Annotated in this window: 17 protein-coding genes; 10 read left to right on the top strand and 7 right to left on the bottom strand. The window is 42.2% G+C overall.

Translation table 11 applies throughout. The features are described 5' to 3' along the window. Positions 1-84: 84 nt before the first annotated feature. From ACJJJB_RS06630 to ACJJJB_RS06640, 3 genes are all read right to left on the bottom strand, one after another. Entirely contained in the window at positions 85-693 is a 609-nt protein-coding gene (locus ACJJJB_RS06630) for an OsmC family protein (protein WP_020415147.1), read from the bottom strand. Between the two features lie 227 nt (positions 694-920). Continuing rightward, the gene (locus ACJJJB_RS06635) at positions 921-1,376 is read right to left on the bottom strand and encodes a hypothetical protein (RefSeq protein WP_445365936.1); all 456 of its coding nucleotides are present in this window, start codon (positions 1,374-1,376) and stop codon (positions 921-923) included. Between the two features lie 228 nt (positions 1,377-1,604). Continuing rightward, positions 1,605-2,678, bottom strand: a complete 1,074-nt coding sequence (locus tag ACJJJB_RS06640; protein WP_445365937.1) for a 3-deoxy-7-phosphoheptulonate synthase — start codon at positions 2,676-2,678, stop codon at positions 1,605-1,607. A 974-nt stretch (positions 2,679-3,652) separates the two neighbouring features. Between ACJJJB_RS06640 and ACJJJB_RS06645 the strand changes: the two genes are divergently transcribed. Then, complete coding sequence (locus ACJJJB_RS06645) at positions 3,653-4,036, top strand: hypothetical protein (RefSeq protein WP_020415150.1); 384 nt, start codon at positions 3,653-3,655, stop codon at positions 4,034-4,036. 211 nt (positions 4,037-4,247) lie between these two features. Here ACJJJB_RS06645 and ACJJJB_RS06650 read toward each other — a convergent pair whose 3' ends face one another. Both ACJJJB_RS06650 and ACJJJB_RS06655 read right to left on the bottom strand, forming a co-directional pair. Continuing rightward, entirely contained in the window at positions 4,248-5,501 is a 1,254-nt protein-coding gene (locus ACJJJB_RS06650) for an NRAMP family divalent metal transporter (protein WP_445365938.1), read from the bottom strand. A 4-nt stretch (positions 5,502-5,505) separates the two neighbouring features. Continuing rightward, positions 5,506-6,411 (bottom strand): LysR family transcriptional regulator, encoded by a 906-nt coding sequence (locus tag ACJJJB_RS06655; protein ID WP_445365939.1) that lies wholly within the window; start codon positions 6,409-6,411, stop codon positions 5,506-5,508. 185 nt (positions 6,412-6,596) lie between these two features. On the opposite strand from ACJJJB_RS06655, the gene ACJJJB_RS06660 reads away from it, so the two are divergent. The 7 genes from ACJJJB_RS06660 (at position 6,597) to pyrF (ending at position 14,528) form a co-directional block, all read left to right on the top strand. Beyond that, entirely contained in the window at positions 6,597-8,264 is a 1,668-nt protein-coding gene (locus tag ACJJJB_RS06660) for an amidohydrolase family protein (protein ID WP_445365940.1), read from the top strand. Positions 8,265-8,282: 18 nt separating this feature from the next. Continuing rightward, entirely contained in the window at positions 8,283-9,419 is a 1,137-nt protein-coding gene (locus ACJJJB_RS06665; protein WP_445365941.1) for a dipeptidase, read from the top strand. A gap of 16 nt (positions 9,420-9,435) precedes the next feature. Next, on the top strand, positions 9,436-10,020 hold the full coding sequence (locus ACJJJB_RS06670; RefSeq protein WP_020415155.1) for a hypothetical protein: 585 nt from the start codon (positions 9,436-9,438) through the stop codon (positions 10,018-10,020). Positions 10,021-10,523: 503 nt separating this feature from the next. After that, positions 10,524-10,637: a 2-dehydropantoate 2-reductase N-terminal domain-containing protein gene (locus tag ACJJJB_RS06675; RefSeq protein WP_425411214.1), complete on the top strand. Its 114-nt coding sequence runs from the start codon at positions 10,524-10,526 to the stop codon at positions 10,635-10,637. Positions 10,638-11,452: 815 nt separating this feature from the next. Beyond that, on the top strand, positions 11,453-12,619 hold the full coding sequence (locus tag ACJJJB_RS06680; protein WP_020415157.1) for an iron-containing alcohol dehydrogenase: 1,167 nt from the start codon (positions 11,453-11,455) through the stop codon (positions 12,617-12,619). Further along, positions 12,616-13,053 (top strand): acyl-CoA thioesterase, encoded by a 438-nt coding sequence (locus ACJJJB_RS06685; RefSeq protein ID WP_020415158.1) that lies wholly within the window; start codon positions 12,616-12,618, stop codon positions 13,051-13,053. Before ACJJJB_RS06680 ends, ACJJJB_RS06685 begins: the two co-directional genes overlap by 4 nt. 782 nt (positions 13,054-13,835) lie before the next feature. Further along, positions 13,836-14,528 (top strand): orotidine-5'-phosphate decarboxylase, encoded by a 693-nt coding sequence (pyrF, locus tag ACJJJB_RS06690; protein WP_444945151.1) that lies wholly within the window; start codon positions 13,836-13,838, stop codon positions 14,526-14,528. 259 nt (positions 14,529-14,787) lie between these two features. Here the strand turns inward: pyrF and ACJJJB_RS06695 are convergent, their stop codons facing one another. Further along, complete coding sequence (locus ACJJJB_RS06695; RefSeq protein ID WP_445365942.1) at positions 14,788-15,642, bottom strand: SGNH/GDSL hydrolase family protein; 855 nt, start codon at positions 15,640-15,642, stop codon at positions 14,788-14,790. Between the two features lie 541 nt (positions 15,643-16,183). Between ACJJJB_RS06695 and ACJJJB_RS06700 the strand changes: the two genes are divergently transcribed. After that, entirely contained in the window at positions 16,184-16,438 is a 255-nt protein-coding gene (locus ACJJJB_RS06700; RefSeq protein ID WP_353375257.1) for a hypothetical protein, read from the top strand. A gap of 170 nt (positions 16,439-16,608) precedes the next feature. After that, complete coding sequence (locus ACJJJB_RS06705; RefSeq protein WP_020415161.1) at positions 16,609-16,971, top strand: hypothetical protein; 363 nt, start codon at positions 16,609-16,611, stop codon at positions 16,969-16,971. Between the two features lie 839 nt (positions 16,972-17,810). Here ACJJJB_RS06705 and ACJJJB_RS06710 read toward each other — a convergent pair. Then, positions 17,811-18,863 carry a DMT family transporter gene (locus ACJJJB_RS06710; protein WP_020415162.1) on the bottom strand — a complete coding sequence of 351 codons (1,053 nt, stop codon included), beginning with the start codon at positions 18,861-18,863 and terminating at the stop codon, positions 17,811-17,813. Between the last annotated feature and the right edge of the window lie 661 nt (positions 18,864-19,524).

Raw genomic sequence — 19,524 nt, forward strand, 5'->3', positions numbered from 1 at the left:
TTAAGGATTACCTTGGATACCCCGTTAGTTATCAATCAATATAATATCTCCCGCTGAGATCAATTAGGGCTTTGTAGAATAGGCCTACTCGAAGGAGCGTTCACTATTATTTAGATATAGTTTGGTCGAAACCGGCGTTGCGCAAGCTACAGTTTGAAGTGACATGCAAGCTTGTCGACAGCAGTGGGCGAATTCCAGCAGTTTTTCTTCTGATTCGTCACTCTCGATGATCAAATGCATTTCCACTCGATCACCTGTGCCAAAAACTTCCTCAGGTTTGATCCCCCCAAAATTCATTGTTGTAGAAAACTCGGTTTTTTGCTCGAGCCTCACACTGTTCAGTTTAATATCTGCTAGTTTTGCTAGCATCTCTACGTGGGACATCATGCAAAGTGCCAGTCCTGCAGAGAAATACATAATTGGTGATGGGGCACTGCCTCGACCGCCAACCGCGGTACCTTCATCACAAATCAGTTCCCAGGTGCCACCATTGGGAACATTGGAAAATATCGTAGCTTTTTTAAGGTGATGCCCCTGAGGCAATTGTTCTACGTTGATATGTGCATGGAACTTCAGTAGCTCCCCTTGTTTCACCTTGTCCAGGTGAGGTGCGGCAAACGTTAATTGTTCAGCTTCTTCCGAAAGTTTGCGAACAATTGTTGAAGAAGACATGTCCCACTTGATGGAGTCCATATTTGCCTCTCCTCAATTAATTTAAGTCCTGACCTGCGGGTCACAATGAAGGCAAGTTATTGACCTTAGAACTCGGGGCTGGGAATCATACAGATAGGGCGGAATATTAGGGTGCCTTTGATCTACTTCACAGAGTCTTTAGAGAAAAGCAGTTATAGGTATAGAGAGTAACTTAGGATTATCTTCCTGAGTCAGCTTAAAGCATCCTATCAAAACTCAAAGATTTTTCAGTCCAGGACTGGTAATGCGGTTAGCTCTGAAAGCTTATCAGCAAATTCCAGGGCATCCTCTTTTCTGGTGAAAACCCTGGCCAATACGCCCTCGTTGGCGCTGGCATGTCGAAATACCAGATTGATATGCCAGCTGGTGTAGCTTTTTTTACTGCTTGCCGAGTAGCTTGAATAGGGAATTACTTTTATTCCTCGAAAGATGCTCAGGGGGTGCCTCTCTGTCCAGCTATGCCAAAGGATTCGGTTTTCAGAAATAAACAACTTCTTTGTGCCGTCGACATAACGTGTTTTTTCGAATGAGAAGGTGATGCAAGCAAGTAGTGCAAGCAGGGTAGTGGCAATCCAGGGGAACATCGCATTGCCTTCCAGAGCGAAGCTAAGGCTCACTAGCAGCCAAACTAGGATAAATCCGCCGAATATATAGGTTAAGACTTTGTTGGACTGCAGTTCCATTATTGTGGCCCGATTTAAACCGACTAATTACATGCCTCGTTGACAGAATTAAATAGATAAAATGTAGACTTTGGCGTCACAAAATGGTAACTCCTGCTGCAGCATACTCCTGTAAATGAAGAATGTCAGCGATTGTTAGGTGGAGGACTAGGGAAGGGAGGTAGTGGGAGTTGATAGAGCGAAGGTATCAGGACCTCTAGAAGGCCCTGATACCATCAAAGGGTTTGATCAAGCGTTACGCCGCTTTAGCGGGTCATGCAGTTGCTCTGCCATTCCCAGCAGTAACGACTCGGTAGTTTCCCAATCGATGCATTTGTCGGTAACGGAAACGCCGTATTCCATATCATCCAGCTTCGGCAGGATACTCTGGTTGCCGGCTTTCAGGTTGCTTTCCACCATGATACCGATGATTGACTGGTTGCCGTCGAGGATTTGATGGGTCACATTGTCCACAACAAGGGGCTGTAATTCGTGGTTCTTGTTGGAGTTCGCATGGCTGCAATCCACCATAATATTTGGCACGATATTAGACTTGCGTAACTCCTGCTCACACATTGCAACACTTACCGAGTCATAATTTGGCTTGTCATTACCACCGCGCAGTACCACATGGCCGTATGGGTTGCCGGACGTGTGAATGATCGCAACTTGACCGCGCTTGTTGATACCGAGGAATCGGTGGGGATTAGCGACAGACTGCAAGGCGTTAATCGCCACTTCCAAGCCGCCGTCGGTACCATTCTTAAAGCCCACAGCGGAGGATAGGCCGCTGGCCATTTCTCGGTGAGTTTGGGATTCGGTAGTACGCGCGCCAATAGCTGACCAGGAAATAAGGTCTTGCAGGTACTGGGGTGAGATTGGGTCCAGCGCTTCTGTAGCGGTGGGTAACCCCAGCTCGGCGACATCCAGGAGCAGTTTGCGGCCAATGTGCAGACCTTCCTCAATCTTAAAAGAATCATTAAGATGAGGGTCGTTGATCAGACCCTTCCAGCCAACTGTGGTACGCGGTTTCTCAAAATAGACACGCATCACTATCAGCAGAGTATCTGAAACCTTATCAGCTACCGCCTTAAGGCGCTTGGCATACTCCATCGCGGCGCCCACATCGTGAACGGAGCAGGGTCCGATTACCACCATTAGGCGGTGGTCTTTGCGATCCAGGATGTCACGCACGGCGGAACGCCCTTTGGCGACAGTTGCTTCGGCGGCATCACTGATGGGGAGTTCTGATTTCAGCATCTCCGGGCTGATCAGAACTTCCTGGGAGACGACATTCAAGTCGTCGAACTGCTGTGTGGTCATAGCGTCTTCTGATTACTCTGTTCCATAGTACCGCGCTGCACTTGCAGGCGGATGACTTATCCTACTGTGCCACAAAGAATAGGGCGAGGGTTTCATTTGCAACCAAATATTTGGCCCGATTTTGGGATATTCATTTACCTTTATCCTGTGACAGTTTGGCACTTTGACAGAATTTAGGGGAGCTCAGTTGAGTCCGTTGTGGCGAATAGGGCCTGCGAACTGAGAAGATAATCACGTGCAGCTTGGGAATGCTGCCACTGAGGAAAGGAGACCTTGAGGGGGTGAACTACTCGTTCACCGGTATGGTTGGTTGGAAGGGCTGCAGTAGAAGGCCCTCTGGCTTGGTAGATTAAAAGTCACAAATTTGAACCCCTTTGAGCAATCAGGAATGAAATTGAAGTCGATGGTGTGGATGCTCTCATATGAATCTTTGCAGTTGCTTTAGGTATTAGGCTTGAATCAGCACTCAGAATCGTAGTTGGGCTCTACCTTTCCGAACATGCGCCATTCTGACTGTTTTCAAGAATGTGCTCTACTTTCGTGGCTGGATTGAGGGGAGGATACTCTGCACATGAAACGATGTTTGCGAATAATCGCTTGCCTAAAGATTGCGGAATTCTGAAGTTTCTGCCCATGGGCTTGGTGACCCATTCGGAAGGGTTAAGATGCTAATGGTCAATTGGTCAGTTTATGAAAAATAGCTTCAGGGATGATGTGGAATCAGAAATCAAACGGAATCAAGAGCCAAACGGACTGCTGAAGATCTAAGAAGGCTCGTGAGGCGTGACCTTCGCGGGAATATTTGTACTGCTTTTAACCCTCCCTTAATAAGACATTAAGTTAGTCTTGTTCTATAATTTTACTGATCTATGCTAACGCATCAATTTGCTTGCATATCTTGCTAAATTCAAATGTGGCAATCCTAGTGAATCACTGCTACCCCTTTGCTTGAATAAAACTTTGAGTAAAAAACTATGAGGCTACCGATACTTTTAATGCTAGTAATTTACTCCAGTGGCCTTATTGCCGAAACATTCAAGGAAAAAGCAGTTAGTAAAATATCCGCATATTACTGCAGTGGAAATCAAAATTTTCTTTACTGTATCAAGCCTGAGATACTATCAGACTTACAAGATTGCGTTACATATTTTGTAAAGAATACAACTGAATGTTCTTCGAAATACCTGGATTTAGGCATGAGTCTATCTGATGAAGAGCAGATGAATATTACGATGGAGTTTGGGCAGTGCTCATTGAGAGAGTTAATGAAGGCAGAAGATATAAAGGAATCGGATTTTGATGAGTGTTTTAGTAGAAACTATGATGAATCTAAACGAAGTCCAGTCCTTGATAGATAGCAAAAGGATGTATTAGCTAGCATGAGTGCATTTAAATTTTTCATGTAAAATATGCTTAGGGGAAAGTTAATATGTGGGTGTTATAAGAATAATTATTTTTCTTAGAAGTCTTAATGAGACTTCTAAGAAAAGAGTAGGGACATTAATGGTGTGTGGTATGGCGATGTTATCCATTAGTGAGGAATACTGATGGAGATTCCATGATTAGTAATCAGCCACTCAGAAAGCGCCAATAAACAAAATATAAACTAAAGCAGATCAGCAAGCCCAAGCAGGCAAAAGTATAAACCAAATACCAGCCTTTTAAGTGATACTCTCTTGGTACCCATTTACCATTCATAACCAAAATATTGAGTAATGCAAAGATTGGTGCGCAAACGAAAGATAAAGTGGTGACAAAGTCGATAAGGCTTTTTAGCTGATTGGCAAATAGGGAAATAATAAACCAGCTTATAAGGCTTAGCGTAACTAGGCTTATTATGTAGACCCTATTCTCAGAAATCTGGTTGCCACCTGAGCCTTTTAGGGCGCTTCGCCAAACTTGAGGGAATCCATCAGAGACCGCAAATGTTGTTGAAAAAAGTGCGAAAAAACAAATAATACTGATTATTAAGTGGCTCCAATCACCTAGAGATTCGGTATAAATATTGATTAGTTGTCCGGCAAAAATGCCAGCAGACTGGGATAGTTCTATACCTTTCCCAAACATTATTAATGCGCCTAACCACACAAATACTATTGCTAATAGCAAGCTGGTGAAATAACCAACTTTAAAGTCAAATACTAAAGACTTCTTAGCATACTCTCTTTCCGGAAGTTCTTTTATTTTTCGTTCTGACCAAATAGAGTGCCAAACAGAAACTTCAATAGATGTGGGCATCCAGCCGACTAAGGCAACGACAAATGCGATACTCATAGCTGGGCCTAAATCAGTCAATAAATATGTTTTAGGGGGGAGAAGGCCGTACTGACTTATTGCAGCAATGAGCGTGATTAAGCTGGCGATAGCTAGTATAAGTACCATCCATTTTAAGGATTCATTTAGCCACTTAAATTGGCCAGCAATCAGTATTCCGCATGTGATGATCAGAATGACGGAGGACCACTCCGAAACATTTAAGAAATCACCAAATAGATTCAGAGCCAAGGCTGCAGTGACAATCGTAACCGCCGCCTGTACAAAGAACATTGTTAAAAATGTGAGTACCAGATAACTATAAAAGCCCAATCGACTGTGTTTTTTGTAGCCTTCTAATAGACTCTCGCCAGTTACAGCAGCATATTCTGGACCGATTTTGAAAAAAGGATACTTGATTAAATGAGCCAGAAAGATAAATCCAATTAAAGCAAAAGCGTAATCCGCTCCTGCCCGGGTAGACTGTACGATATGAGATACGCCAATACTGCTTGCAGCCCAAATGATTCCAGGGCCCAGATTTGAGAAAGTGCGTTTAAATACATCCATTAAATTAGAACTGCTCAGAATGGTGTTTTGCAAAATAACTTTTTGCCATGTCGATAAAAGTTTTAACTTTCAAAGATAGTTCACAACGATGAGGGTAGAGCGCAAAGACTGTTAGTGGTTTTATTGTGAATTCAGGCAAAACTTCAATTAATTGCCCAGATTCGACATAAGATTTGACTGAATAAAATGGGGCTTGAATAATCCCTTGTCCTTCTGCGGCGGCTTCATTTAATAGTCTTCCATTATTGGATTGCCATGCCCAGGGAAGTTTTATTTTCTTGATTTCTTCTTTATCTAGAAATAGCCAATGGTCGCCGCGGATACTGTGGTTAAAGAACAGTAATTGGTGCTTCTTTAGTGATTCCAAGCTTTCAGGCTGTCCATTTTCTTCAACGTACGAGTCACTCGCCCAGAGTGCTAACTTGGTCTTTGCGATAGATTGGACGATATAGCTAGAATCGGGTAACTCTGGTGCGATCCTAAAAACAAGATCGATTTTATTGTCAAGTAAATCGAGAGGATCATTGCTAAGGTGAAAATCCAGAAACACTTGAGGATAAAGCTCGCGATAATTTGCGATCAATCCGGAGAAGTATTGACTGCCCAGTTCTACGCTAGTGGATATCGAAAGTCTACCCTTGGGCTCTTGATTATATTCTGACATCGCCTGATCGACGGCATGAAGTTTTTTTAGTATTGGTGAAATCTGTTTATAGTAGTTCTCGCCTGCTTCGGTTATCGATACTTTGCGCGTATTGCGCATCACCAATAGGCAGCCCAGCTCTTCCTCTAATTGCTTTATGTACCTGCCAACCATCGCTGCGGAGATTCCGAGCTCACGAGCAGCAGCTGCGAAGCTCTGCTTTTCGCAGGCCAAGCAGTAGGCTTCAAGTGCGTGTAATTTATTCATTGACTTTCCTCGCGGCCAGTCAGCTTCATCTCTTATCGTCGTGGATCGGAATTGAGTATACCGATATACCAAATAAACTTATAGTTTATACACTATAAAATAATATGGCATTTCAAATATGACTTTAGTGGCGCAAAATAGCGCGATTAGATTAAAATCCTGCAAGCCTCCCTTTAGATAACTCCATGAATATAAAGAAAATATTGACTCTGGTAGTTCTATTTATCACCACCAATAGCTACGCCTTAGCTTCCGAAGATACTCTAGAGCCAGTTTTGCTCATTAACGCCAATATAGTGGATGTTAATTCACTTAAAATCGCCAAAGATCAATCGATCCTCATCGAAGGCGACAAGATTAAGAGAATCGCTTCTACGAAGAAGCTGTCCAAAGTGAAGGGGGCGAGCGTTGTTGATTTAAAAGGTAAGTTCGTTATACCAGGTCTAATAGACGCTCATGTTCATCACGCTACAGATCCGGATGACTGGGATAAGCTTTCGATTACTACTGAGCGACTTAGATATCTGCTTCGCGGCGGCGTCACGTCTGTGAGAGATATGGGAGGCGATGCGAGAGCACTGGCGTACTTAAAACGTCAAGCTGAGGTGGATTCGATCGCGTCGCCGGATATCTACTTTTCAGTCATAATTGGTGGAGAATCCTTTTTCTCAGATCCTAGAACCATTGCATCAGCCAAAGGGCGCGAACCTGGGCACACCGTCTGGATGAGAGCGGTAGGCGAGCATTCCGATATGGATTCAATAATGCTCCAGGCTAAAGGTGCTGGTGCAACAGGCATCAAGATATATGCAGACGTTGAAGCTGAGACGGTTCCATTACTCGCTAGCGCGGCCAAAAAACACGGCTTAAAAGTCTGGTCGCATGCTTATATTGGCCCTTCCAAACCCCTACAAACCGTTAATGCTGGCGTTGAGACTATTTCACATGCCTCTGATATATCCGCACAGTTAGTTGACAACTTCAAGGAATGGCGAAGAAAAACTGCTGAACTGGATGGCTCAAAGTGGGAAGAAATCCTACAAAAAGATAGCTATTTAGATCTTTTTGACGCGATGAATGAGAATGGAACAATTCTAGATGCAACACTCACCGTTTTTGAACAAAGGAATGAATTAAACGAAAAATATAGGCTGCTTGATCAGCTTAGTACAAAAATGACACAATTTGCCTATCAAAACGGCATTACTATTGCCGCGGGCACAGATGCATTTAGTGACCTGGAAAATGACACAACACCGATGATTCACCATGAGTTGAAGCTACTCGTAGGTGAGATAGGTATGAAGCCTCTCGAAGCAATTCAAGCAGCTACTTTAAATGCCGCAAAGGTGATAGGAATCGAAGACTCTGTCGGTAGTGTTGAAGAAGGCAAGAAAGCTAATTTGGTGGTGCTTTCAGAAAGTCCCGAGAAGAATATTGAAAATAGTAAATCGATAGTTCATGTTGTAAAGAATGGTCGTTTTATCTTTATCGGCGACGACCCACAGTTGCCTTTCTCTTCTTCACGTGAAATGAATGGAACTATTTGGCTATCCGGACAGATCGGCAATCATCCTTCAACTTTAACCTTGGCAGGTGAAAGCCTGGAAGTTCAGATGCATCAAACAATGAAGAATATTGGCCAAGTTCTTGAGAGCAAAAATCTGGGTTTTGATGATGTGGTTAAATGTACTTTGATGCTCGCTGATATTGATGACTGGCCAGAGGCGAATAAAGTTTATATTCAGTACTTCAATGGAAAAAAGCCTGCAAGGAGTGCTTTTGCAGCAAGCGGACTTGCACTTGATGCAAAAGCGGAAGTTGAGTGTATTGCTTCACGAAGTACTGATTAATTCTGGCGAGGGGGTTTTATGAGCGATATAAATAGAAGAGCATTAATTAAATCTCTGGTGTCAGGTAGTCTTGGTTCTTATCTGGCTATTAACTCGGGCATATTAAATGCTTTTTCAGGGGTTGATGCAGGCAAATCAGTGTGGAATCAATACGATTCATCGATTGTAATTGATGGGCTCAGTGTAGCATTCTCGCTCAAGGAGCCTGTTTCCCAGAAGTCGCTGGGGATATTCAAAAACTCAGGGATTAGTGCCTTGAATATGACTGTTCCCTACCCAGGTGATGACTATGGAGAGACTTTAAAAAAGGTCGAAAAAACTAAAGCTATCATTGAGCATAATTCGAACTACTTAAGCTTGATTCTATCCGCATCAGATATTCTAAAAGCTAAAGAGGACAAAAAGCTTGGTATCATAATGGGATTTCAGTCAACTGAAATGCTTGATGAAACACTTTCAGGTATTTCAGAGTTTGCCAAGATGGGTGTTAAGATCATGCAGGTCTCTTACAATGGCCCTTCAATTCTTGGTAGCGGTGGTCTTGTCAAGGAGGATTCAGGAATTACCTCGCTCGGCAAGAAAGCCATAGAGATAATGGAATCAGAGAGGGTGCTGATCGATCTATCACACTCAGGAAAGAGAACTGTTGCCAGTGCCATCAGGCAGTCAAAAAGACCGATTGTGATCTCCCATACTGGCTGTAATACGATTTATAAGCATCCTCGAAATAATGACGATACAGAGTTGAAAGCAGCAGCAGACACCGGCGGCTTGGTTGGTATCTATTTAATGCCATTTTTGGAAGGCGGTGAGCATGAAATTAAGGCTGACATGGTAATTAAACATCTATTGCATGCCTATAATATATGCGGTGAAGATCATGTTGCTATCGGTAGTGATCAAGGCGTAGTGCCAGTCAACGACGGCCCTGAGTATCGGGAAAGTATTCGCAAAGAAGTTGAGCGTCGTATTGCGGCAGGAATTTCAGCGCCAGGAGAAACCCCACATCGTCCTCCATTTATTCCCGAACTGAATTCTGAGAGACGAATGGAGCTTATTGCTTATAAGCTAAGTCAAAAAGGGATCTCTGATCGAGTAGTAGAAAAAATAGTTGGTAAAAACTGGTTGCGTGTTTTTTCTAATGTATGGAATTAAAGGAAGATAAGCTTAAATGGATAAATATCTAAAATTTGATAATATTTTAACTCGGCTGGTTGCTTGTGTTACGCTTCTCTTTTCACCTTTGCTCTCTGCTGAAGAGCTTAGCACTTACTCTGAATTCCCAAAGGGTTCAAAGACTGAAGTAATTCCTTTCCCGATCGAATTTGCTTCAGATATCACCTTGAATGGTATTGAAGAGCTTGTGTTTTTACCTGGCATGTATAAACAAGAAAAAGAAGATTTTTTTAGTTATGCTTTTTCATGGACCCATAAGCCTGAGAAGAATCAAGTTATTGGAAAGACCAAAATTGAGAATTTTATAGCCTCCTACTATAGGGGGTTGTACAAAGCCGTCACTGAAGGCAAAGAATATGAGCCTGCTATTACAATTGAGCAGGTTGATGGCAAATATACTGGTCAGATAAGCTGGATTGAGCCATTTGTAACCAAAAAGGAACAGACCCTCCACTTTAAAGGGGACCAAATCCATTGTGAAAAAATTAATGAGCTTCGCTGGTTTTTCCTTGTCTCTCCACAAGATTCTTCTCATCCCGTTTGGAAAGAACTTCAGTCGATAAAACCCTCTGATTGTTAGTGGTAGAACCCTAGATTTAATCACCTCTTTGACAAATACGTCACTAAAGAGGTGATAGCGGATAGAGAGTTTGGTTTTTATAGTGAGATGCTAGTTCGTTTGTTACTGGGTCCCACAGGTAGGTAGGCCCTTGGCGCTCCCACACCTTGAGTCAGACCAGGTTATCTGCATGAGGGACTAGGACGGCTAAGCCAAAAACTCGACCCAAAAAATAGTGGACTTGGCTGCTGGTAAACTCATTTCTGTGTAAATTAGTACTTAATTTTACCGGTAATCTACCTTATTTCCATCCTTTTAAGGTCGGATAATGGCCAGCTGGGTTGCTATGTGAGGTATGCTTGTCTTGTCTTACTCTGTATTTTGTATATCCCAATTGTGTGTATTTAGCACAATTCAGTTACAGTCCTCTATACGAAAGCTAAAGTAACTGTCAATGGCAGTCCGGTATGGAAAAAAGTACATTCGATTCCATAGGGCCAAAGAAAGTAATGAGAGTTATCGCTATGGGTGCCGGAGCCCTAGACAGTTACTGCGGGGTGTACTTATTGCAGGCTGGGCACAAAGTGCTTTTTGTCGCCCGTGGAAGCAACTGCGTACTTCTAGGAAGCGTGGTTTAATGGTGCTGCTTTTTAAGGCGGGAGCCCTTTACAATTCAGATTGATGCTTCGGAGAAGGTTACTTTATTTGGGGTAGGAGGTCTGATCCTATTTTGCAATATGGTCTACGATACTGGAAGTGTCGTGAAACTTCCCCTCGACGCTGTAGATGAAAGTGCAAAGGTCTTTACTCCCGTATGGGCGCACCTCAAGGGTTAATAGAGTAGTTTAAGAGCCAGGCTTAGTAGGGCAGGGCCTCTCGTCTTTATCAATGCAAATGCAGCAGTTTTTTCAATCGAGGTCACATTTTCCCTATCTGGAATAGTTTGTCGTTGGTAATACCGTCGAGCTTCCACTCCAGCATATGAAGGCTGGGTTGCCTGCTGGAGTGCTTCATAAGATACTCGGCTCTATGTACATCAATATATCGTTTTAAAGGCGTCTTTACCCCGAGTGCCTCAATGGTGGAGTAGCGCGAAGGGGAAGAAAACTAGGTATTAACCTCGGTTAACGGCACAGTCTATACGGCATTGAAACCTTGGGTCTATCGCTGGCCCGTACCCAATCTCGTGGGGCAAGTGAAGAAGCCTTATCTCCAGATACGCTGGACGCGGGCTCACGCTGGGAAGAAGGCTGGAGAGGGGGGGGGTAGCTGCCAGATAGTCTAGATACGTCGGCGTATCTACACTGGTGACTTGGTGATTAATTTATCGTAGTCTTTACTGATAACTGATTAGTACCAAATTTACTCTGAACTAATCAGAAGTTCCCTAGGGTTTGAAATGGAACTATTGCCAAACGAAACAGCACATAATAATTAAGGCGGTGACAATCCTATGTTAAGTTTTCAATTTAATACTACAAAATCGATTATAAATGGCCCTGGTAGGTTAAATAAAATTAGTGAGATATGTGACCAACTAAATATAACTAAATTGTTAGTGGTCACTGATCAAGGTATTGTAAATTGTGGTTTGGTTGAGAAACTGAAGGAGCAATTACATAGTAAATTTTCGACCATTGTCTTTGATGAAGTTAGTGCTGATCCTAAAGAGCAGATCGTATTGTCGGCAGTAGCCTTAGCAAAGCAGCATAATGTTGATGGTGTAATTGGATTTGGTGGCGGCAGTTCAATGGATACCGCCAAAGTTGTTGCTGTTATGATGGATTCTCAGCAATCTCTAGAACAGCTATATGGGCTTGAACGAGTTCAAGGAGGTCGCGTACCCTTGGTTTTAATACCTACCACTGCTGGCACCGGTTCAGAAGTAACACCCATCGCGGTTTTAACAACAGGAGAAACCACCAAAGATGGCATCGTCTCCAAACAGTTATTGCCAGATGTTGCCTTATTAGATGCACAATTAACTCTAGGGTTGCCAGCTCATGTTACTGCTGCAACGGGCATTGATGCTATGGTGCATGCCATAGAGGCATATACGTCTAAACACAAAAAAAATGCCTACTCAGATATGCTAGCCAAGCAGGCGTTGCTATTGCTATCAAAAAATATAGAACAGGCCACACATCATGGAGAGGACATAGAAGCAAGACAAAATATGTTATTGGGTGCCTGCCTTGCAGGTCAGGCTTTTGCCAATGCACCAGTTGCCGCTGTACATGCGCTAGCATACCCATTAGGGGGGCATTTTCATGTACCTCATGGATTAGGCAACTCGTTAGTATTGCCACATGTGATGCGCTTTAATCAGAGTGATACAGCCAAGCTCTATAGTGAATTGGCGCCATATATTTGTGAACACATAAATACGTCTCAATCAGATCAAAAAGTGTGTTCTGATCTCATTATCTTTATTGAGCGGCTAATTGAACGATTAAAATTACCCCGGACCTTAAAACAGTTAGATATTGGCGAGCATCATTTAGAGATGCTCGCCACCGATGCAATGCTACAAACTCGCTTACTAATCAATAATCCGAAACCGCTGTCTCATGATGATGCACTCCTGATTTATCAGGCTGCTTATGAGGAGGCTTTGTGAGTAAGCAGGCTGTGTTACGTACAGATTATTTTTGTTTTGAAGAGTTAACTACCAGATGGATGGATAATGATGTGTATGGGCATGTAAACAATGTCGTTTACTACTCATATTTTGACACTATTGTGAATAGCTTTTTGATTAATAAAGCTGGATTGGATATTAAATCCAGTGAGAACATTGGTTATATAGTAAAATCTGAATGTAATTATTTGGCTGGTATTTCATATCCTGAAAAAATACTTGGTGCTTTTAGGGTAAATCGAATAGGCAATTCTTCAGTAGAATATGGTGTCGCAATTTTTAAAGAAAAACAAGAAAATGCATGTGCGCATGGCTCTATGACGCATGTCTTTGTTAATCGGAGTACCGAACAGCCGAGTAAAATTTCTGGTCAATTGCTAAAGGCATTACAAAGTGCATGTATTAAGAATTGAAAATTAAATATATGTATTAAGTTGGACCATATACAATACAGAACAAACGGTTTTGATAAAAGACTGCTGATTGCCTGGGGCTTTTATATGACATTTGTCTTGCCCATGTGAAAGTTTATCAGCCTATCGCCAACTAGTTTCTGGCGTTCTTTCAAGGTACGTCGGTAACTACGTAAAATGTTGAAATGAGTTTTAATAGAGCACCAGGAGAGGGCAATTAGAATTGAAGCGAAGTACCTGGGGTTGGTACATTTCTTGAGTAATTTTGGGCCGTAAACGGTACGCTTTGTATGGACATGATCCATGTTGCATGCTGGTTTTATCTTGAGAATATGCTAAGAGCCACTTACTGTGCATTGAGCCAGGCTAATTCTAGCTGCAATTTGATATACATTCTCTCTGAAACCTTGATATATTAATGCTGATAATTACAGCTTGGATGACCAGGTCATATTTATCGCTAGCGATTGGGCGAAGTTAATTGGGCTATCTGACTATGGATGATTTCAGCAAACCCTGGAGCAAATCCTTAAACACCTTGCGCATGAAGGTTTGCCTGGCGGAGTGGAAAATATTACGCTTAATCAGGTGATGAATATGCTTTCCATATTTAGAGTAAGTGGCGATCATCTTGAGCTCATTTGGGGTAATAGCTCAAAATTTGAGGTGATAATATCGCTCAAGTTTTTTTACAATATAGTGAGGCTATTTCCGCTAGGAAGTACGTTCTATGTTTTTATTGAATTTCATAGAGTTACAAAGAGGAATTGAAGTTGTTAATAGTGGCCCTGGATGTATTTACTCTGAATGAAATGAAGGATATCGTTGAATCAATAAAATCAGAAGTTAATATTTATAAAATTGGCCTACAGCTGCTTACTTCAGAAGGCCCTGAAGCTATCCGATACCTCAAGAGTCATGGAAAAACAGTATTTTTAGACCTTAAGTTACATGAAATATCTAGCTCTGTTTCATCCGCAATAAAAGCTGCAGGCAGACATGGAGTAGATATGATTACCGTCCATGCTTCAGGTGGCCAAAAAATGATGGAGTCAGCAGTAGAGGCCGCATCAGAGTTTCCCTGTATGAAAGTGCTAGCTTTAACCGTTGTAACGGGGCTAAATGATCAGGATCTGATCGATATTGGTTTTAGCCGTAAAAGCCAGGATCAAGTTATAAGGCTAGCTCAGATTGCGCAGCGTAGCGGCTGTCATGGAGTTGTTGCTTCCCCACAAGAAACGGAAGCCCTTCGAGCGCTGCTGGGTAAGGATATGATTATGGTTACCCCAGGAATTCGCCCAGAAGGCGGCGACATACAGGACCAATATAGGATTGGTACACCTGCCCATGCAATCAATAGTGGAGCTTCATATATTATTGTTGGGCGGCCTATAGTTCAGGCAGACAATCCTGAAAAAGCGGCTAAGGAAATTAACCGGCAAATATATTTGGCAGCAACAGATATATACAAATAAATGAGCTTCTTGATCCGCTTGCTGAAAGGCTGTAGTGTTCTCATGTAATTCACCGGAGTTCTTGGTGGAGGCTATGACATATTAAATATTACAATCGGCCCTATCAAGCACTTTCAACTTCGGTAAAACTCATGACAAGCCGCTGAATGTAAAATCATGTTGAGGTAGTGAAAGAAGAATCGTCTTATCATTACTATCAAGAAGGTGCTTTAAAGGCAGCCAAGTGACTGCCTTTATCTTCCGCATTAATATCAAGGAGCTATTCAGAAACTCCTGAATTGTGAAAGCGAATGTAGTTAGCGATTCGGCGGGCTGCTTTCTGTGTGGTTTTGTCTGTTGGGTGCAGTCCATCAGGTAAAGGGTGAAAGCCCTCCCATATATTCAATACCTCCGCCCCAGGGAGTTCACTGCTTAAACGGTTATAATGAAGCTCCCGCAATTCGTTATACTGCTGTTCATTCATAATCCAATGCAAACCGAATAATGCTGCGGTTGTTGACAGGTCAATATCCTCCCAAGCTGGCATTATGTCATAGATAGGCGTGATACCTTTATTGAGGGCAGTCTGCCCAACAGCTATTAATCTATCGATATAGGCATTCAGTTGACTTGTATCACATGGTTGAGCCTGGTCTTGAGGAATACCAAAGGCATCCGAGTGTAGGCAGTCATTTGCTATGGTGATAACAGCATAACTCGCATTGTATTTTACGCCAGATGGTTGGGAGGGGTCAGGTACAGCGACTCTCATTAGTGCTCGGTTAAGTTGGTTTTCATAACCAAACCAAAAACCTGGACCACAATCCGGTCCAGGGTTACAGCCTAGGCGGTTGAAGGTTGTCGCCCCAGCCTGAGCTTCATTTATAACATAACCTGATAGACTTTTCTGCCGAATAAGTGCTTGATGTAATGATAGATATTTACCGGCGCTAATCGCGATTCCGCCAAGGGGGGAATTGAAATCATCATTAATTGGTATTCTGCCATCGGTGAAAGATGCTCCAATAGTTAGGATAACGGTATCCTCTTTCATCTCAGCCAAGAGACTTTCACTTAGAATGATACTGCTAATGAAAGCAAGAAATAAAAATCCTTTATTCAATTTTAATTTCATAATAAATCCTTTTTCGTAAAAGTCGGTAGTGAAGCGTCTGGACAACTTAAACTCGATAGAGCGTGATATATCATTTGTCTAGCTTATCTTTAAAAGTATATTAAGTCATTATTTAAAATGTAAATAGCACATAAATTGACGGCTAACTCACCAATACGAGTATTCTATTAAATTGAATATGCTTCTATTTCTAAGTTTTTTGTTTGTCAGTAACGAGTAATATTATCTGAAGGTTGGTGAGCTAAACAGCTTTGTCCGTCTGACATTGTGTTATGTATGTTCTACCAACAACTTGCTTGAAGAAAACCAATAATTTCATTGATTCTTAATGGCTTCTCGATAAGATATATGGCAATGAAAGTACGGAATTATATTATCCTTCTTTCTTAATATGTGTAATAGCTAAAGGTAGCTATTGAACTTCGGTACCTTTTTGGATGGTTAGGCTGAAGAGCTTTGGAATTAAAGAAAAGGATGATATATTGATACTGCTTTTGAATTAGCTATTATGTTTCAATTAATATCAGTTAGTTGTTAGAAAATGAGTAGTATAAAAAAGAGCCTTGAAGAAATAAAGGCAAATAATAAGGAGTGGCGAAAGATAGCGTTTGCATTCTATTCAGTTGCTCATAATGATCTAAGAGAATGGCAAGAGCTACCTGATGATTTAAAGGCAAGTGAAGTCGGTGATATCTGTCAAAAATACATCGAATCTAAAGATATAAAGTATCTCGAGGAGGCAGGTCAAATGATTGCTGGTAAAAACTGGTTTATAGCGCTCGGTAGGTCATTTTGATACTTTAGACTATTTCACAAATGGAAACTTAAGAAGTCGCAGCAGCGGACCGACAAAAGGCGTCACTCAAATTCCTACGCAATTACGGACTCCTTTTGTTGGCGGCTGTATGTGACATTATGCAATTTAACTTTTAATTCTGATTTTGCCAGATATACACGAGAAGAACTATGGCCAAATACCCGGAAGCCCTTGACCACATGCTGGCAGCATGGAACGAACCTGACTCTTCTAAAGTACGCGTCCACCTTGAAAATGCTCTGAGCAGCGATGTTCGGTTTGTTGATCCGTCTATTGATGTCTCTGGCATTGACGGATTTGAGAAAAATGTCCATGAAGTAAAGTCTAAGCTTCCAGGAGCTATTTACTCTCGAACTAGTGGTGTAGACTCCCAACATGGGTTTCATCGGTACCATTGGGCAATTCATCAAAACGATAAGTTGCTCCTAGCCGGGTTTGATGTAACAGAAATAGATGAGAACGGGAAAGTTTGCTGTGTAATTGGTTTTTTCGGCGAAATTCCCGAAATCTAAGGGCGATGGCGATAGCTGTGACAACGATTTGGTGCATAACAAAACGCTGTTGTTAAAAAGCTTTCTGCTGCACTCCGAATTTGTCACAGCGTTTGACGTTAGTGCGATAATCGGAGCTTGATGTTTCTTACTGTCTAATAAGGTTTGAGTTCTATAACTGAGGTCCGGGTGGAGTCTCCTTATTAATCGTACCGCACTCTCTGGCCCTGCTAAACTTTTAAAGCAGCCTCCAAAGTCTCATTGGAGTTGAAGCCAGTATTTTGATGATATCTTCCAGCTGCTTGAGGATAGAGGAGAGTTTAAGTAACAGCATACAGCCTTTTAGGGGCTAGATAGCGATCACAAAAATTTATTATCTATTCATATGAACAGGTAAACTTTTTAGCATATTTGGGCGCTCATCTTGCACAAGAGGTAGCGGACTTCTGGTTTGCCTACCTATGATTGGCGTATGAATACGTTTTTGAATAGAAGGGTAATCAGAATTATTAGGAGTCTCGGCGATACAGGCACGGTTAGGATTGAAATCCCCATTGGCCAAGTAGTTCCAAGGACCTTTTCATTCAGTAAAAATAGCCGTCCTAGAAGCGGCTGGCACAGGCGCCTTCAATAAAGACCCGGCGAGTGATTGATTCATTTAAACAGCGCATGAATCGGCTAGTATCAATCAAGCGTTCTAGTCATAAATAGTCTGAAAGCAATAGCTTTACGTTTAAATTATGCACATTGTTTCTTACCCTGCTTCGCCACTGTTTACTTCGTGATCAGCTGTACTGTTCTGCTTAACGAGGCTTACTAAGGTACTAAGTTACCTAATAAGGCGCTGCTGCTTGAAAGCGCTATACCCCCTTAAATGAGCACGGCTTTTCATACCTAATTTCGACGACTTTTTGTTCTCGATATTGGCCGAGTAGTGAGATTCCTATTCCTGCCATGATGATGATTCCTCCAACGATTTGAGCAAAGTTGGGAATCTCTTGAAGAATCAGAAAGGCGAAGAAAGTGCCTGCTACGGGAGTGATGGCTGTAGCGATAGAGATATCGGCAGAGCTGGCCCCTCCTTGGAGTCCTTTAAACCAGGTGATCTGCCCAAAGACTATAATGATCGCGCCGTATACCAGCATCCACACCCAGAGGAATGGAGAAAAGAGGTCGTCAAAGTGATGGGGGCCAAATACAGAGAGGACAATGATCGAAAAGAGTATCACTCCTGCAAGCATGCGGAAAACTGAAAAGACGCCAATAGGGATGCGATCAAGCAGTTTCCGACTTACCTGAACGGCAATGACTCCTAAGAGTGTTGCTACAGCGGTTAAAATTTCTCCTGCTTTGGGAAGGGTTTCTAGGAATTGGTTCATTGCTGGATTTCCAAGGTTCAGCATTTTCATGCTCATTGGATCTTCCATCGGAGGTTGATGTAGCACAAAAATTGCAATAACACCAACTGTTACCACAAGAGCACCCACTATTGAGAACCCGGTGGGCTTTTCCCTGAACATTAAAAAAGCTAACAAGAGTCCTAAGGGAGCATCTAGAGTTGCAATTAAAACGACATTAGTCACCTCTGTGATCATTAGAGCAATAAAGAAGAAAGCAGGGGCAAGAACACCAGACATCAAGATAAGCACAAACATGTAAAACCAGTCTTTGAAAGGGTACTGTTTTAAGATGCTGAGGCGCCAATCTTTCCTATAGATTATTAAAAGGGTGATACCCGCCAAGAGATTTCCTGCAAACAAGAGGTTGCAAAATGATATGGGATTATTTCCATTAATGGGGTGATAGGCACCGAGCTCCCCGATTTTCGCAACAACAGAGTTGGAGGCAGCAAATATAAGAATCGAAATCCATAGCCAAAATCGGGTACTTTTTACGGTGTGTTGATTTTCCATCTGGTATCCCCTGAGTGCTACAGTAAGCTTTAGCGGATGTACCTTGCCCCTGGCTAAGTACGCCTTATCTGATAGTGGAAGTAGGTCATTCTGATCTGGATTAGTTTAGACTAAATCTCATAATCGGCTGCCTACAAGCAGTTAAAATATATCTATATATCAACGTCGGAGTGGTTATTCTTGTCAATGTCCGAGGCAATGTTACGCGTATTCCCTCGACGTCCAGTAAAATATTCGAATTTAGTTCGGAAAATTTGATTGGGGTATCTGCCTGAGCGATGGGTTCATGGACGTAATTTCATCTCTTATGCTGCTGAACGTGGAACTTACGTTGATGGTATACCATCTGTACAGTTAGGAGTTGATGTCCAAGGATTTGCTGCAAGGGAGCGGGATTGCCAACCAAAGAACTATTTCTTAGTCAACTGAAAGGACTTCCAATTAAGCCAAACGGATAAAAAACAAAGGCAGCCAATGTCAAAATCTGAGCTTTGCCTGGATTTTGAGGCAAGTATTTTAGGTATTGCACAGGTAAAGAATGATCTTTGAAGATAGACCTTACTTAAGGCAAATACAGTTCAAGAGGAATAATATTGGAAGCTTCGGCCCATATCCTTTTTGTATTCCAACCATAAATGAACTTGTTTTTTGGGTTTTCATC

Source organism: Microbulbifer variabilis (assembly GCF_052468405.1).